The sequence below is a fragment of the Fluviispira vulneris genome, assembly GCF_014281055.1.
GTDB lineage: Bacteria > Bdellovibrionota_B > Oligoflexia > Silvanigrellales > Silvanigrellaceae > Silvanigrella > Silvanigrella vulneris.
The window spans coordinates 60,989-75,730 of sequence record NZ_JACRSE010000003.1 but is presented as its reverse complement, the minus strand read 5'-3'; the positions used below and the strand labels follow the sequence as shown (position 1 = coordinate 75,730).

Here is a 14,742-nt window from a genome sequence, read left to right as displayed (position 1 = left end):
TTATGTTTTATAATGATATAAAAACGGGGCAGTGTTTTACACCTTGCGTTTTTATCGAAATTAGGAGTTAAAAATGAATATTTGGAGTAGCATAAAATCATTTGAAGATATTAAGCTTGAGCGGACAGAAGATGGAATTGCAAAAATAACTATCAATCGACCACATGTGCGCAACGCATTTCGTCCAGAAACTGTGAAAGAACTTTTAATTGCGCTCGAAATTTGTCGTGAAGACTCACATGTTGGGGTCATCATATTAACGGGTGAAGGCAAAGAGGCGTTTTGTTCTGGAGGAGATCAAAAAGTTCGTGGTCATGGCGGTTATGTTGGGCAAGATGGTCTTCCACGTCTCAATATTTTAGATGTGCAAAAATCCATACGTTCCATGCCAAAACCTGTTGTGGCAATGGTTGCTGGCTATGCCATTGGAGGAGGACATGTTTTGCATATCGTTTGTGACCTGACAATCGCGGGGGACAATGCAAAATTTGGTCAAACAGGTCCTAAAGTGGGTTCCTTCGATGGCGGGCTTGGCAGTAGCTATTTAGCGCGTATCGTTGGGCAGAAAAAAGCGAGAGAAATTTGGTTTTTGTGTAGACAGTACAATGCCCAACAAGCTCTTGATATGGGCTTAGTAAATCATATTGTGCCAGTTGATGAACTTGAGCAAGAAACCTTAAAATGGTGTCGCGAAATGCTGGCACACTCTCCCCTCGCCTTGCGTTGCTTAAAATCAGCTCTAAATGCGGATTGTGACGGACAAATGGGATTATTGGATTTAGCAGGCAACGCGACACTTCTCTATTATTTGAGTGAAGAAGCAAAAGAAGGTAAAGAAGCTTTTGTTGAAAAAAGAAAACCAGATTTTAATAAGTTTGGGAGGTTTCCATGATCTCCATTGAGCATGCACAGGAGCAATCCAAATTAAATGCTTTTATTTTAGCAGCTAGACCAAAAACTTTGGCTGCAGCATTTGTGCCTATACTTGTTGCTACAGCTGTTGCATATTCTGAACTAAAGACGAACGATATAAAGGTGCAATGGAGTTTAAGTTTATTTGCATTATTGAGTTCTATTTTTATTCAAATTGGAACAAACTTCGTCAACGATGCGATCGATTTTAATAAAGGGGCAGATAACGAGAAGCGCATAGGCCCAAAAAGAATGACACAAAGTGGTCTGCTCAGTGCTAGGCAGGTTTTATTTGGTGGTTTTTGTTGTTTTCTGCTGGCATCAATTTTTGGTATCCCATTAATTGTATCTGGCGGTTTTCCTATATTAATAGTTGGAATGATTTCTATTATTTGTGGGTATATATACACAGGTGGCCCATATCCTCTGGCCTATAAAGGGCTTGGGGAGTTATTTGTTATTTTATTTTTTGGTATTGTTGCGGTTCTGGGTGTTTATTATTTACAAACAAATTCCATTCATTTGCATGCATTTATAGCTAGTTTACAAATTGGATTTTTAGCTACGGTACTGATCTCTATTAATAACTTTCGTGATTCTATTGAAGATAAAAAAGTTCATAAAATGACACTTGCTGCTATATTTGGTAAAAAATTTGCAAGATTAGAAATCGCATCTCTATTTTCTTTTGCTTATCTATTAAATATATATTGGTATTTAAATGGATATATCTTTGTTGCTTTACTCCCTTTAATATCAATGCCATTAGCAATTTACGTTACAAGAGGTCTAATAGTAAACGAACCTTCTCCATTATTTAATAAATTTCTAGGAATGTCTGCTGCTGTTCAAATGCTTTTTGGTATATTTATGTCAATAGGCTTTTTTATAAGGTAACTATATTTTGTGCACACTTTTTTTGCTTGTGAATCAAATAAAATCTATTCCAATTGCTCTTATATCTAATAGAGATGAATTTCGCGGGAGAATGAGTACTGAAATACAAGGTTGGAATTTGCAATATTCAGATCGTGGTAATCAAATATTTGGCCCAAGAGATGAAGAACAAAAGGGAACTTGGTTTGCATGCGAAAACAAATGGAAAGGAAAGTGGGCTGTTTTAACCAATATCCGAGATCTAAAAGCACATAAAGATAATATGAAATCGCGTGGAGGAATAATAACTGAATTTTTGCGCAATTCTATATCAGCAAAATCTTTTTTATCTCAGTTGAATAAAACAGCAAATGATTATAACTTTTTTAATCTTATCTTTTCCGATGAGCATGAGATCATCTTTTTTAATAGCAAAACATTAGAACAAAAAGTAATATTTACTTATGGTGAAGATAAGAAATGCATATTTGGTTTAAGCAATGGAACACTTGATTCAAATTGGCTCAAAGTGAGCATTACAAAAAGTATTTTTCTTAAGTATTTCTCAGAGAATATGCAAAGCCAAGAAAGTGATTATTATTGGCATTATTTTCGAAAAGAAATGATGAATAAAAATAGATATGAACTGGCTGAACTACCAAACACTGGAGTGTCTCAAGAGATGGAGATATTTTTATCCTCACTTTTTATTGATGGTGATAAATACGGAACGCGATCTACTCTTTTTTTTGGTGTAGAAGAAAAGCCAGCTATTTTTTTATATGAACAAACTTATACACAAAATACAGAAATAGAAATCTCAAAAAAAATTCGTGTTCAATATGAAATTTCTTGATACTGAAGACCCATATGGCAATATATCTTCGATAGCGATTTCTCCTTATCGTTTAAAACCGAAGTCTTTTTTAAATGCAAAAGTTATTGACTTACGTGATAGAGAAGGATTTTTGCTTAAAGTTTATTTTAAAGATTTGGCAATAGGTTATTCAGATTGTTTTGTCTTTGAAGAACTCTCCGATCTCTCGTTAGCAAAACAGAAAGAGTGTCTTAAAACAAAGAAATTAACAGAGACTCTTAAAAAGAGCTTATATTTTGCAAGACTTGACGCTAATTATCGAAGAAATAAATTAAATGCATTTCAGAATATATTGTTGCCTAAAAACCACTGGACAATGACTGATGCTCAGCATTTAACAGAAAAAAATTTATCGTATTTAAAGGATAAAGATTTTCATTTGCTTAAAATAAAATGTGGAAAGAGTCTTCAAGATAATTTTTCATTTATTCAGAAAAATTATTGTTTGTTAAAAGATTTTAATTTTAAATTGCGCTTAGATTTTAATTCTACTTTAAGTTTTAAAGAAGCTCTTCATTTTTTAGAAAGTATTAATTGTTTTTTTGATGTCATTGATTATGTTGAGGATCCATGTCAATTTAATTATAAAAATTGGACTCTTCTTATAAAGGAAATGCAAAATTTAAAACTAGCTTTAGATCATAAATCTGTTTTTCATTTAGATGAACTTAACGATGTTAAAGATGCTTTTTTGCAACGTTTAATAATAAAGCCTGCACAGCAAAGTTTACATAAAAATATACTAAAATCTAACACAGTAAAGCTTGATAAAGTGGTTTTTACAAGTTATATGGATCATCCTTTTGGGCAACTCTGTGCACTTTATGAAGCTGCTTTATTTTATCAAGATTACCCGATGTATGAGGAATATTGTGGGTTTTTGACAAACTTTCTTTATGAAGAAAATGCATACTCAGAGAGATTAAGTCTGAACAAAACTCGATTAACACCAGACTATAGTGGAACAGGTTTTGGATTCGACGAATTGCTTGAAAAAGAAAGCTGGAGGGATATTTGTGAATATTGATTGGTACTCTGATGATTATCATTTTTTTATAAATCCACGGATTCCCATACAGGAAAAAGAAAGAATAGTTAAAATTGCAAGTGAATTTCATTTGGAGTCACATATTTTTCTAGCTACGTCGGGATCGACTGCGCATTCAAGTACGGAATTAAAATGGGTTGCGTTAAAAAAAGAAGCAATATTAAACTCATCTTTAAGTGTGAATAGGCATTTGGACTGCACGCAAAAAGATATTCTGATAAACACACTTCCCTATTTTCATATTGGTGGACTTTCTTTATATTCAAGAGCCTTTTTGAGCCAAGCAAAACTGATAAATCTATACTGTGAAAATTATAAATGGTCACCATTTCATTTTGTTCAAGAAATAATTGAGAGTGGAGCAACGATTTCTTCTCTTGTTCCAACTCAAATTTTTGATATTGTCCAATTGTCTTTAAAATGTCCCCCATCGATACGAGCTATTGTTGTTGGTGGAGGAGCTCTTGCTCAGACTTTGTATGAAAAAGCGATTGAGTTAGGTTGGAATTTACTACCTAGTTATGGAATGACAGAATGCTGTTCTCAAGTCGCAACAGCGCTGCCTCTATGCGAAAAAGAAATAGGTTTTTCTCAATTAAAAATTTTGGATCATTTACAGGTATGGTGTGATGAAGTTGGGCGGATTTGTATTGCTGGGGATTCTCTGCTTACAGGATATATTTTGCAAAATGATAAAAATATAGTTTTTCATGATCCAAAGAAAATTTGTAAATTAAATGATGACAAAGAAATTAAATATATAACAACTTCAGATATTGGTGAAGTTAAAGGGCATTATTTATCTGTCATCGGTAGAAGTGATGATGTGATCAAAATTAGCGGCGAAAATGTTAATCTTAGTTATTTAGAAAATATTATTTTAGATCTAAAAATGAAATATTCTTTGCAGAATGATATTGCTTTGATTGCGCAAAATGACTTGAGACTAGGAAAATCAATTGTTCTTGTTATTGAAGATAATGAAGATATAGTTTATGAAAATATTTATTGCATACTCAATGATTTCAATAATCAAGTTTTTCCATTTGAAAGAATAAGAAGTTTTTATAAAATAAATAAAATTCCTCGAACTGATCTTGGCAAACTAAAACGCACTCTGCTAAATTCTATGCTTCATAAAATGGATCCGAAACAATTAAAGGAATAGTTATGGAAAATAAAAATTATAAGTTTATAGTCTTCTTCCTAGCAATTGGATATTTGATTGATTTCTATGATTTGTCTTTATTTGTTGTCGTGCGAGTTCCGGTTTTAAGATCTTTAGGGGTGCCTGAAGAAGACTTTATGCGTGTTGGGGCATATATGTTTAATGCCCAAGCGTTAGGTCTTGTCCTTGGAGGAATTTTAAGTGGCATTTGGAGTGATAAATTCGGTCGATTGTCAGCTGTGAGATTTGGGATCTTACTTTACTCAATAGCAATTATTATAAATGCTTTTACAACAGATATTCAGATCTTTACTGCCATGCGTTTTGTCGCAGCGCTCGGTTTAGCAGGAGAGTTTGCTGCATCTATCACGCTATTAAGTGAAATTTTACCAGCAGAAAAACGTGGATTTGTTTCTGGAGTTGTTTATTCATTTGGTATTGTGGGTGGTATGCTCGCTGCTTATATTGGCAGTGCTTTTCACTGGCAAACAATGTTTTTAATCGGTGGTATTGCTGGTATAATTATCCTTTTGGCAAGAATTTCTTTTGCTGATTCTATTTTATTTAAAAATATTAAGCAGCAAAAAAATATTGCACGTGGGAATATTAAACAATTATTAGCGAATAAAACTTCTGTGTTTAAAATTCTTGCTCTCACATTTTCAAATATTCCATTTTGGTTTATGGCATTTTTTATTAATTTTGCCCCAGAAATTGCTAAACAGGTTGGGATGAAAGAAACTGTCAATCAATCAATATCTTTAGCATTTTATTTTATAGGTTCATTTTTAGGATCACATTTATTTCCATATATTGCTAAATTAACTGCTAGTCGCAGGCTTGCAGTCCTTTCTGCTCTTATCCTCATGGTTTGTGCAGTTTCATTATTTGGATTAGGTTCTTCACTCAATGCAAATTCGTTTTATTTTATTTTATGTTTAATTGGTCTTGCCAGTGGATATCCAGGGATTTTTATGGTTCTTGCTGTGGAAAGTTTTGGCACCAATCAACGTTCAACTGCTGCATCCATGATCTCAAGTCTTTCGCGTGCGTCACTGGTCGGAATAAATGCTCTTGTTCCATGGCTTGCCTATGTTTATTCTAATATGTGGTATGCTTCTATGATTTCTGTGGCAGTATTTTTCTTTTTTGGGATAATTTCTCTTTATTTCTTAAAGGAAACAAACAATACATCTCTTGATTTCTTTGAAGGTAATATTGCCAAAAATAATTGATATTAGAGAGCATGCGCTTGTTTCACTAAGAATTTTGCTTGTGCAAGACTTTCCTGGCTGAGAGTTTCTCCCGATAATAATATTGCAATTTCTGTTAGTTTTTCTTCTTCGTTTGCATGAATTATTTTGGTTACAGTTTTATTATCTAGCAGGACTTTTGTAACTATAAAATGATTTTGTGAGTAACATGCGACCTGAGGGAGATGTGTGATACAGAGAGCTTGACGAGAAATCTGACCTTTTTTATTTTTGCAAAATTCTGCAAGTTTTTTTCCAACTTTAGAAGCTATATTTCCACTAATTCCTGTGTCTATTTCATCGAAAATAAAAACGCTCATACTTTCATCACCAAATAAAACATTTTTTATGGCAAGCATTATTCTCGATAACTCACCACCGCTGGCTACTTTTTCTATAGGCTGAGCTTCAATACCTAAATTGGTGCTGAGAAGAAATTGAGCTTTTTCAGCCCCTGATTTAGCTAATGTAGAAAATGCATTTAAAAGATCGATTTTAATATTTAAATTTAGTTCAGAAAATACCTTAGAAAAATCAGAACCATTCTCTTTTAACTGACATATGAATTTAGCTTTTGGAATTCCAAGTTCTGCGAGTTCCTGCTCAACCGACGAGGAAATAAAATTCAGTTTACTTTGCCGCTCACAACTGAGTTTTTGAGCAAGATTTACCGTTTCTCTTATCGAGTTTTCACAGTAATTAACTAGCAATTTAAAATTATCTTCTAATATATTAGTTTTATCTAAATATTCTTCGCATTTTAAGGCATATTTTTCTATATCCTCAATGTTTGGACCGAATTTTTGTAACATTTTATTATACACTTCAATTCTATTTTCAGCTTGATTTAAAACAGATTCATCTACGTCAAAATGGGAAGAAGTTATTTCATTTTTATGGATAAAATCTTCAATGAGAGCAATAATTCCATCGATCTGATCGGTATTGATTTTGATTTGTGATTGTGAAGTGGTTTTTAGAAGTTTTTCAAGGTTTCTTTTGCAATATTTTAATTGGGATAAACAATTTGTTTCTCCACTTTGCAAAATTTCGTCTATTTCGCGGCAAATATTTTTAGCATAATTAGCTTTATTACCAATAGATATGATTTCCTCTATTTTTTGAAATTCAGCTGCTGAGATATTCGCTTCACGAATTTGAGAAAGCTCAAATTCATATAAATTTTTTTCACGTTTTAGTAAATTAATCTCTAGAATTGTATTTTTTATTTGTTTTAAATAATCAACTGATTGGTTAAATTTATCGAGATATTTTTTATGTAATGCAATGGTATTGCAAAACTCATCTAAAAAAAGAGTGTGTGAATCACTATCGAGCAATCTTTGATTTTCAAACTGACTACTGATATCTATTAAGTCAGAAGAAATAAGTTGCAGGATTTTTGTACTGACTAAATTTTCATTTACAGTGGCTCTATGTCTACCGCTGCGTTGGATAAATCTTTTTATCACAATTTCTTCGGGAGCATCGTCGAATAATGGAATGCCGAGATCTTCCAGTAAGGAAAAGATTTCTTTATTTTTTTTACTTGGGATAAAAATTCCAGTCACTTGAGCACTTTCGTGACCTGTGCGAATTAAGGCTGTATCTGCACGTTGTCCTCTTAAAAGACAAAGAGCATCTACCAAAAGAGATTTTCCAGCCCCTGTTTCGCCAGTTATTACATTGAGCCCTTCATGAAAGTTGACAGAAATATTTTCTGCAATAGCCAGATTTTGTATGATAAGTCGTTTTAACATCTTATTTCCTTCAAAAAGTGTTTCTTTTTTTTGCTTTGAAAGGATAAGCACATTTCTGTCAATTTGATCTTTTTCATGGGATGTGTTTTGAGCTTGCGCATTCATGAAAATTTGCAATTATATGCAAGTTTGTAAGAAATTGTGTTCGATTTTCAGGGATCGTCATGTTTAATAGAGGAGCCTTTACATGGCAAAGCAATATAAAATGGTTATGACTCATTTTTCTAAGTATTTACCTCCAGGTAAGGTCACCAATGATGATCTGAGTAAACTTATGGATACCAACGATGCTTGGATAACCGAAAGATCGGGTATTCGTGAAAGGCGTTTTGTTGAAGAATCCGTGACGACTTCAGATCTTGGTATAGAAGCTGTCAAAAACGTGCTTGCAGCGTCTAACTTAAAACCATCTGATTTTGATTATATTATTGCATCGACTTTGTCACCTGACTATTATTTTCCAGGCATTGCTCCCATTATTCAACATAAGCTGGGTTTTCCAACGATTCCTGCTATCGACATTCGAGTTCAATGCAGTGCTTTTGTCTATTCAACTCAAATGGCTGAAGCTATGATTAAAAGTGGTCAATACAAAAGAATATTGCTAGTCTTTTCCGACGTACAAAGCAAAATGTTAGATCTAACCACTAAGGGACGCAATGTTGCCGTTTTATTTGGCGATGGTGCTGCAGCAGTCGTTTGTGAAGCTATTGAGTGTTCTGAAAAAGAAATGCCTACAGTGCAAAATAATGTTTCTGGTGTCATAGATACTATTCTAGGCAGCGATGGAATTGGAGCAGAACTTTTATTGACACGTTCACCAGGGACGGCAACAAAAGGTTTTATGAATTCCGAAGCGATGGAAAATGGCGATTGGCATCCTACTATGGAAGGTCGTTCTGTCTTTAAACATGCTGTGACACGTATGTGTGAAGTCGCAGAGACTCTTATGAAGCGGCATAATATTACAGCAAATGATCTTGCATGTCTCGTACCACATCAAGCAAATTTAAGAATCAGTGAGATGGTTAGAGAAAAGATGGAATTGCCAAAAGAAAAAGTATTTAACAATATTCATTGCTATGGAAATACAACTTCTGCAACAATTCCAATTTGTATCAACGAAGCAATAGAACAAGGGCGATTGAAAAAAGGTGATCTTATTTTGACAGTGGCTTTTGGAGCTGGTTTCACTTGGGGTGGAAGTTTAATTCGACTTTAACGAGAAAAATCTCCAAAACTCAATTCAAACATAATATTTATTCCGCCAATGCTGGCTTGTGTCGGATCGCTCAGTAAAGTAGAACCGTATGTTGTGACCTTGTATGGAAAAGCATAGTGATATCCTGCACCAATACTTGCAGAAAAGTATTTTCCGCCAGCAACACCCACCATAACAAAAGGTTCTAAAAACAAATAATCCAATAAAATAGTTCCATTTAATGAAGTGCTAACTGAGGCAAAATTTAAACTTCCTATACCAAAAAATGAGCCTAATTTTAAATCTATTATACTTAAATCTAATCCATATCCAGCTTTTAAGCCAATATTTGCTACCTCATAAGTGCTTGCCGATGTGCTCACTGAAGTTGTTGATGTATTACCAAATAAGATACGGCCACCGGTAAAAAAGCCTTTTCGCATGAAGGTGACATCACCTCCAACAAGTAAAATATCTGCTTGAAATTTGGGTTGTCCTTGAGTTGTTGCAATATTTGAAAATTTACCATAATCAGGCTGAAATAATGTCAAAATAATTCCTGCAGAGGACTCGTTATTTGCAGCATAGATGGGGCTAAAATAAAAAAAAATTAACAAAGAAATATATTTTATTCTGCAAAATATAACTGAATAATTTTTAAATATTTTATAAAATTCAAACATTTTTTTTCCAATTAATAAAAAGTTCTTTTTTCTATTCGGCAAATTTTTCCAGAATAATAGGTGAATTCAAAAGTTAGAAAATTGACTTAAAAATTATATTTTTTTATTTAGTTTGAGTGAAATTATTTTGAAAATTACGAAGAATTTCTTTATAGAGTCCACTTTCCTTTATTTTCTTTAAGCCTGCATTAAAACTATCTCTCTTTATCAATGCATCTTTAGCTTTCTTTGAAAATGCTATATAGAGAGCTTCCTTAGCAAGATCTGGTTCAAGGAATTTAAATTGATCTTTAAACTGATCATTCATTTTAAAGATAAGAAAACTTGCTACGAATTTGTCAATATAAATAATATCAACTGTTTTGTTTTTTAATTTTAATAAATTAGAAGTGTCATTGTTACTTATAATTTTTGTCAGATCTGTTCTTTGATCAAAATTCTTCTCATTAGCATAACCACGGACAACTCCAAAGCGGTATTTCTTAAGTTCGTCATAAGTTTTGTTTAAATTATCATATTTATTATAGGTGATTTTCGAATGAATTGATGCCATAAATACTAATTGATTATAATAAACTGGTTCAGAATAGTAAAAATATTTTTCTCTTTCTTCAGTTAAAGAAACGGGAAAAACAGCATCATAATTTCCTATCATTGTTTCATTCAAAGCGTTATCCCAAGGCATAAAATTTGTTTCCATATCATAATTAATCACATCAAAAGCGGATTCAATGATATTTTGAACAATTCCATTTTTTCGAGTGCTCTGGCCAACATATGGATACCAGTCCATTGTGCTTAATTTTATAGTTAAGTTTTTACCGTAAGAATTATTTATTAATAAAAGAATAATTATTAAGGTGAATATTCTCATAGATAAAATCCATTCATTTTAAATAAGTATCTATAATGTCTTATGCTTATCGACAAGCACTTTTGAAACTTTAAAGTTCAAATTTTATATTTAAATAATTACTTAAATTCTTTGGAATAAAATTAATATATTGGCTTTAAAATTAAGTTTTTTTTCAATATATCTTCTGACTGCAATTCTTAAATCTTCTTGGAGTGTATCATCATTAAAATTTCGTTTTTTAAGGCAAAGATCAATTGTGTAATTAAAAATCATCGACATTTTTTTCGATAGCTCTTGAGCATTTAGAGGGACTCCTTTCAATGTAACAGCTGGAGTGCCAATTAAATCATAACCAACTTCTGGCAAAACAAAACTGACAGCAACAACACCTCCATAAATAAGGGCAACACGATCTTTATAAATAGGACTTGATTGAGAAAAAATCCCCCCGGGACAAACATAATCTCTACCAGAATGAACAGTTTCAACCACTCCTAAGAGCTCTGGGCCTGCGACAACGACATCGCCATTTTCAACGAGTAAGCAATTTTCTTCTTGAAGACCGCATTCCACTGCAAGCTCTCTATGCCGTTTTAAATGCCTAAATGTGCCGTGAACAGGCATAAATGCAATTGGTTTTGCTGTTTTGATACATTTGATAAGATCTTCTTGATAACCATGACCGCTGACATGAATATTTTTATCATCTTTTGCGGTTACGACTTGACAACCAATTCGAGTCAACTGAGTCACAATGCTTTCAATAGGGCGTTCATTTCCAGGAATAATTCGTGAGGAAAATATTATTGTATCTTGAGCTTCAATTTTAAAATCTGCAACATTATCCCAAGCAATTCGATGCAATCCAGAAAAAGATTCCCCTTGGCTTCCTGTACAAATAATACAGACTTCATTTCTGGGATAGCGAGACACATCTTGAATTTCAATAAGAGTTGTTTCAGCAAAATTGAGTAGACCGAGTCTATTTGCAATTTCTGTATTGCGAAAAAGAGATCGGCCAAATAAAGCTATTTTACGTCCTGTTAATTTAGCTGATTCAAAAATACTTTGAAGTCTCCAGATATTACTTGCAAATGTTGCAATAACGACAATACCTTCAGCTTTGTCTAAATAATCAACTATGCTTGGTAAAACTTCTGTTTCGCTGAAATCTGTGCCAGTTTGAAACGAATTTGTACTGTCACTCATCATAAGGTGAACTTTTTTACCGTTTATAACTTTTTTGATATTTTCATGGGTCATACTTTTTTCAGGGGGATAATAATCTATGCGAAAATCTCCCATATGCAGGATATTTCCCAGCTGAGTTTCAAAAAAAAGACCAGAAGCATCTGCAATGCTGTGATTGACCGGAAAAGGTGTAACTTTTAAATTTCTAAAAAAAACAGTTTGAAAAAAGCCCCATTTATTTAATATAGCATCATTAATATTTGCATCATCAAATTTTGCTTTTATGAGTTCAATTGTAAATTCAGTTCCATAAATTGGTGCTGGGTATTTTTTATAGAGATGTGGAAGGGCACCAATATGATCTTCGTGTCCATGTGTAATAAGCCAAGCTTCAGGCCAAATTTGGTTTTCATCAATAAATTTTGTGTCAGGCAATATGAGATCTACACCTAAGAGAGAAGCATCCGGAAATAAAGCTCCACCATCGACAAAAAAATATTTATCCATGACACATAAAAGTGTCATGTTCATTCCAATCTCGCCACATCCGCCGAGTGGAATGATTTTTAAAGAAAAATCGTCCATTTAAATTCCAATCACTTTTTCTGCGTCACAATAAATTGAAATGGGTAAGTGACAATAACTGAACCGTTCTTTGGTTTTGGAAAATTCCAAACCGATATTCTAGACTCGATGCAAGTTAGCAGATTCTGATCCTGAATGCTTGATTTCAAAACCACAATATTTGCTGCCTTACCACTTTCTAATATACGCCATCTTAATATTAAGTTTCCTTGTAACACAGGGTTTTTGCGTAACACAGTATTATAACATGATCTTAATTCTTCTTTTTTATTAAAAATTGCAAACTCAACCATTTTTATATCAATGTATGCTTTGGGGGGTGGAAGATCTGGTATCTTATAAACACCCGTAGAATACAAGGCATTGTGCCACATATTTGCAAATTCTGTTTCTTTATTTTCATTATCATAAATTCTTTTAATATTCGCTGGAATAATTAAGTTTGAGTTTGTTATCCAAATAACTGGAGTTGAAAGTAATGAGGATTGTCTTTCTAGTATTTCTTTGTTTTTCTCGATATCTTGATAAAAAGACCTTCTAAAATCAGATGATTCAGCGATGCTTGCATTTCTCTCTGCATCTTTATATTGTTGAAATTCTGTATAAAATGATTTAGCAGGTTGGCGACCAAGCACTTGACCTGTCGATGGTGGTTCTACAATTCCAATTTTTTTAGCATTAAATTCTTTTTTATAATAATCTTTTAATATTTCATGTTCACTGGTTAAATATTCAACTATAGCTGCATCTGCTTTTTTGAGTTGACTTATTCTCTTTATTAAAGTAACAAATTGAGACTCTCCATCATTGCCAGAAATTGTCGTAAAAAATGCTGGATAGGGTTTTAAATATTTATAATATCTTTCTAGTGTAAAAAAAGGAATAGATTGATCAATATTCTTGTAGTTATCAAATATCTTTTTTTCCCAATTTTCGTATGGAGTTTCAAAGTCAATATATTTATGTGCATTTCTTAAAAATGGAATTATGGATTGATATTCTTTTCCTTCTTCTGCATATTCCCACCTTTTTTGCAATTCTCTTACCCAAAATACAGCAAGTTTTGTAGCATTCTCTTCAGAGTATTGAGTTTTAAACACAAAAGGAAGTAGTCTTAAATTGTCTGGAGCAATAAAACCGAGAGACACTTCTGTGGGTAAATTTATAAGACCCGTTTCGGATTTCATAGGTGCATTTAATAACCAAAAAAGTACAGGTATGAATGCAAGTCCCGTAGCTATTAAACTGATTGGAATCACATTGCGCTCAATGGAGACATCATACGGAGGCAAGGCAAATGGACTGTTCTCTGCGCCTTTTAAATTAGGATACTTCTTTGGTATTTGTTCTTTTTCTATTTTAAATGCAATATCAAAGCCGCTGTAACGGATTGTACCTCTTGAGCCATACTCGAGTGGAACTATGAGAGGATCTTCTATCGATGTTAATTTTGCTAAGGATCCACGCGGAGATGTAAATTCTTTTAATTCACCATATTTATTGCCTGAATTTAAAAATCCATCGAATCGAGGATCTAAAATAATATCAACATAACTTCTGCCAATTCTAAAAATACACATTTCAAGTAGAGTACGGGCATATGGAATAAAAAGATCACAGGTGGGTTTAGAACCAATATTCACTTTTTTTGTAAATAGTGAAGAGATTTTTAATTTTTTTTCAACTTGAATTGAGCCTGTTTGAAAAACGACTAAATGAAGATATGCATTATCGGATAAAATTTTTTTTCTTTTCATTCCTTTAAAATAATTTCCTGCCATAGAGTTTACCTCTCGACCACGAAATCAAAATCATCATACCCATATTGTGAAAATAATTTCATAATATAACGAATATCTTTAAATGAAACATTGTTATCAGACCATATTTTAACTCGTGAAATGGATCGATCTTCTATACGCATGAGCATTGACGTTAACATTATATTTTGTCGACGCTCTTCAAGGTATTTTAAAAACTCATTTGCTTGCTTTGGCAAGTAAAAAGATTTGCCAGTATCAAAAAAAATTTTAAACCCTGATTCTTTATCAAGTAGTAATAGAATAGAAAGAGCTGATCTTCTTTCTGTAAAATAAAAGCCAGGATTTATTTTTTTAAGATTTTTGAATTTTGTAAATGATTTTGTTGTAGATTCCATGACATAAAATTCTTGACGAACTTTAATAGTAATAAGAAATATAATCCAGCTTACGAATGCAGCAATAGCAAGTGAAAAGAAAAAATGCCGAGATGTTACCAAATAAAAAATTTTAGAGCTCTCTCTTTCTTCTTTCCAAACTCCAAATTTTTTGGTTGCTCTCGTAAACATTTA

Annotated in this window: 13 protein-coding genes; 7 read left to right on the top strand and 6 right to left on the bottom strand. The window is 32.7% G+C overall.

From position 1 onward, the window contains the following. The first annotated feature begins 73 nt into the window (after window positions 1–73). From menB to H7355_RS07095, 6 genes are read left to right on the top strand one after another with little or no spacing between them, the layout of a single operon-like run. Window positions 74–892, top strand: coding sequence for a 1,4-dihydroxy-2-naphthoyl-CoA synthase (gene menB, locus H7355_RS07120; protein WP_186646109.1), 819 nt, complete (start codon window positions 74–76; stop codon window positions 890–892). Further along, window positions 889–1,809, top strand: a complete 921-nt coding sequence (locus tag H7355_RS07115) for a 1,4-dihydroxy-2-naphthoate polyprenyltransferase (RefSeq protein WP_186646107.1) — start codon at window positions 889–891, stop codon at window positions 1,807–1,809. The genes menB and H7355_RS07115 overlap by 4 nt, the downstream gene beginning before the upstream one ends. A gap of 7 nt (window positions 1,810–1,816) precedes the next feature. Then, window positions 1,817–2,644: an NRDE family protein gene (locus H7355_RS07110; protein WP_186646105.1), complete on the top strand. Its 828-nt coding sequence runs from the start codon at window positions 1,817–1,819 to the stop codon at window positions 2,642–2,644. Beyond that, window positions 2,631–3,692 (top strand): hypothetical protein, encoded by a 1,062-nt coding sequence (locus tag H7355_RS07105; protein WP_186646103.1) that lies wholly within the window; start codon window positions 2,631–2,633, stop codon window positions 3,690–3,692. The genes H7355_RS07110 and H7355_RS07105 overlap by 14 nt, the downstream gene beginning before the upstream one ends. Beyond that, on the top strand, window positions 3,682–4,881 hold the full coding sequence (locus tag H7355_RS07100) for an AMP-binding protein (RefSeq protein WP_186646101.1): 1,200 nt from the start codon (window positions 3,682–3,684) through the stop codon (window positions 4,879–4,881). The genes H7355_RS07105 and H7355_RS07100 overlap by 11 nt, the downstream gene beginning before the upstream one ends. Window positions 4,882–4,883: 2 nt before the next feature. Next, a complete protein-coding gene (locus H7355_RS07095) occupies window positions 4,884–6,116 on the top strand; it encodes an MFS transporter (RefSeq protein ID WP_186646098.1) in 1,233 nt (410 codons plus the stop codon). Window positions 6,117–6,118: 2 nt separating this feature from the next. On the opposite strand, the gene H7355_RS07090 is transcribed toward H7355_RS07095, so the two are convergent. Continuing rightward, window positions 6,119–7,999, bottom strand: a complete 1,881-nt coding sequence (locus H7355_RS07090) for a DNA repair protein RecN (RefSeq protein WP_186646096.1) — start codon at window positions 7,997–7,999, stop codon at window positions 6,119–6,121. Window positions 8,000–8,081: 82 nt separating this feature from the next. Here H7355_RS07090 and H7355_RS07085 point away from each other — a divergent pair, with 82 nt between their 5' ends. Next, window positions 8,082–9,116: a beta-ketoacyl-ACP synthase III gene (locus H7355_RS07085; RefSeq protein WP_222435679.1), complete on the top strand. Its 1,035-nt coding sequence runs from the start codon at window positions 8,082–8,084 to the stop codon at window positions 9,114–9,116. On the opposite strand, the gene H7355_RS07080 is transcribed toward H7355_RS07085, so the two are convergent. The 5 genes from H7355_RS07080 to H7355_RS07060 form a co-directional block, all read right to left on the bottom strand. Further along, entirely contained in the window at window positions 9,113–9,646 is a 534-nt protein-coding gene (locus tag H7355_RS07080; RefSeq protein ID WP_186646095.1) for a hypothetical protein, read from the bottom strand. The genes H7355_RS07085 and H7355_RS07080 overlap by 4 nt on opposite strands. 235 nt (window positions 9,647–9,881) lie before the next feature. Further along, window positions 9,882–10,652, bottom strand: coding sequence for a substrate-binding periplasmic protein (locus H7355_RS07075; protein WP_186646093.1), 771 nt, complete (start codon window positions 10,650–10,652; stop codon window positions 9,882–9,884). A 102-nt stretch (window positions 10,653–10,754) separates the two neighbouring features. After that, window positions 10,755–12,410: a ribonuclease J gene (locus H7355_RS07070; RefSeq protein WP_186646091.1), complete on the bottom strand. Its 1,656-nt coding sequence runs from the start codon at window positions 12,408–12,410 to the stop codon at window positions 10,755–10,757. Window positions 12,411–12,421: 11 nt separating this feature from the next. After that, a complete protein-coding gene (locus H7355_RS07065) occupies window positions 12,422–14,191 on the bottom strand; it encodes an AgmX/PglI C-terminal domain-containing protein (RefSeq protein WP_186646089.1) in 1,770 nt (589 codons plus the stop codon). Window positions 14,192–14,196: 5 nt separating this feature from the next. Beyond that, the gene (locus H7355_RS07060; RefSeq protein ID WP_186646088.1) at window positions 14,197–14,739 is read right to left on the bottom strand and encodes a hypothetical protein; all 543 of its coding nucleotides are present in this window, start codon (window positions 14,737–14,739) and stop codon (window positions 14,197–14,199) included. Window positions 14,740–14,742 lie beyond the last annotated feature (3 nt).

Excerpts from the sequence above, each read along its gene's own strand:
- H7355_RS07095 (WP_186646098.1), top strand. The coding sequence starts at position 4,884 with ATGGAAAATAAAAATTATAAGTTTATAGTCTTCTTCCTAGCAATTGGA.
- H7355_RS07075 (WP_186646093.1), bottom strand. The coding sequence starts at position 10,652 with ATGAGAATATTCACCTTAATAATTATTCTTTTATTAATAAATAATTCT.
- H7355_RS07105 (WP_186646103.1), top strand. The coding sequence starts at position 2,631 with ATGAAATTTCTTGATACTGAAGACCCATATGGCAATATATCTTCGATA.
- menB (WP_186646109.1), top strand. The coding sequence starts at position 74 with ATGAATATTTGGAGTAGCATAAAATCATTTGAAGATATTAAGCTTGAG.
- H7355_RS07070 (WP_186646091.1), bottom strand. The coding sequence starts at position 12,410 with ATGGACGATTTTTCTTTAAAAATCATTCCACTCGGCGGATGTGGCGAG.
- H7355_RS07090 (WP_186646096.1), bottom strand. The coding sequence starts at position 7,999 with ATGAATGCGCAAGCTCAAAACACATCCCATGAAAAAGATCAAATTGAC.
- H7355_RS07065 (WP_186646089.1), bottom strand. The coding sequence starts at position 14,191 with ATGGCAGGAAATTATTTTAAAGGAATGAAAAGAAAAAAAATTTTATCC.
- H7355_RS07115 (WP_186646107.1), top strand. The coding sequence starts at position 889 with ATGATCTCCATTGAGCATGCACAGGAGCAATCCAAATTAAATGCTTTT.
- H7355_RS07060 (WP_186646088.1), bottom strand. The coding sequence starts at position 14,739 with ATGTTTACGAGAGCAACCAAAAAATTTGGAGTTTGGAAAGAAGAAAGA.
- H7355_RS07085 (WP_222435679.1), top strand. The coding sequence starts at position 8,082 with ATGGCAAAGCAATATAAAATGGTTATGACTCATTTTTCTAAGTATTTA.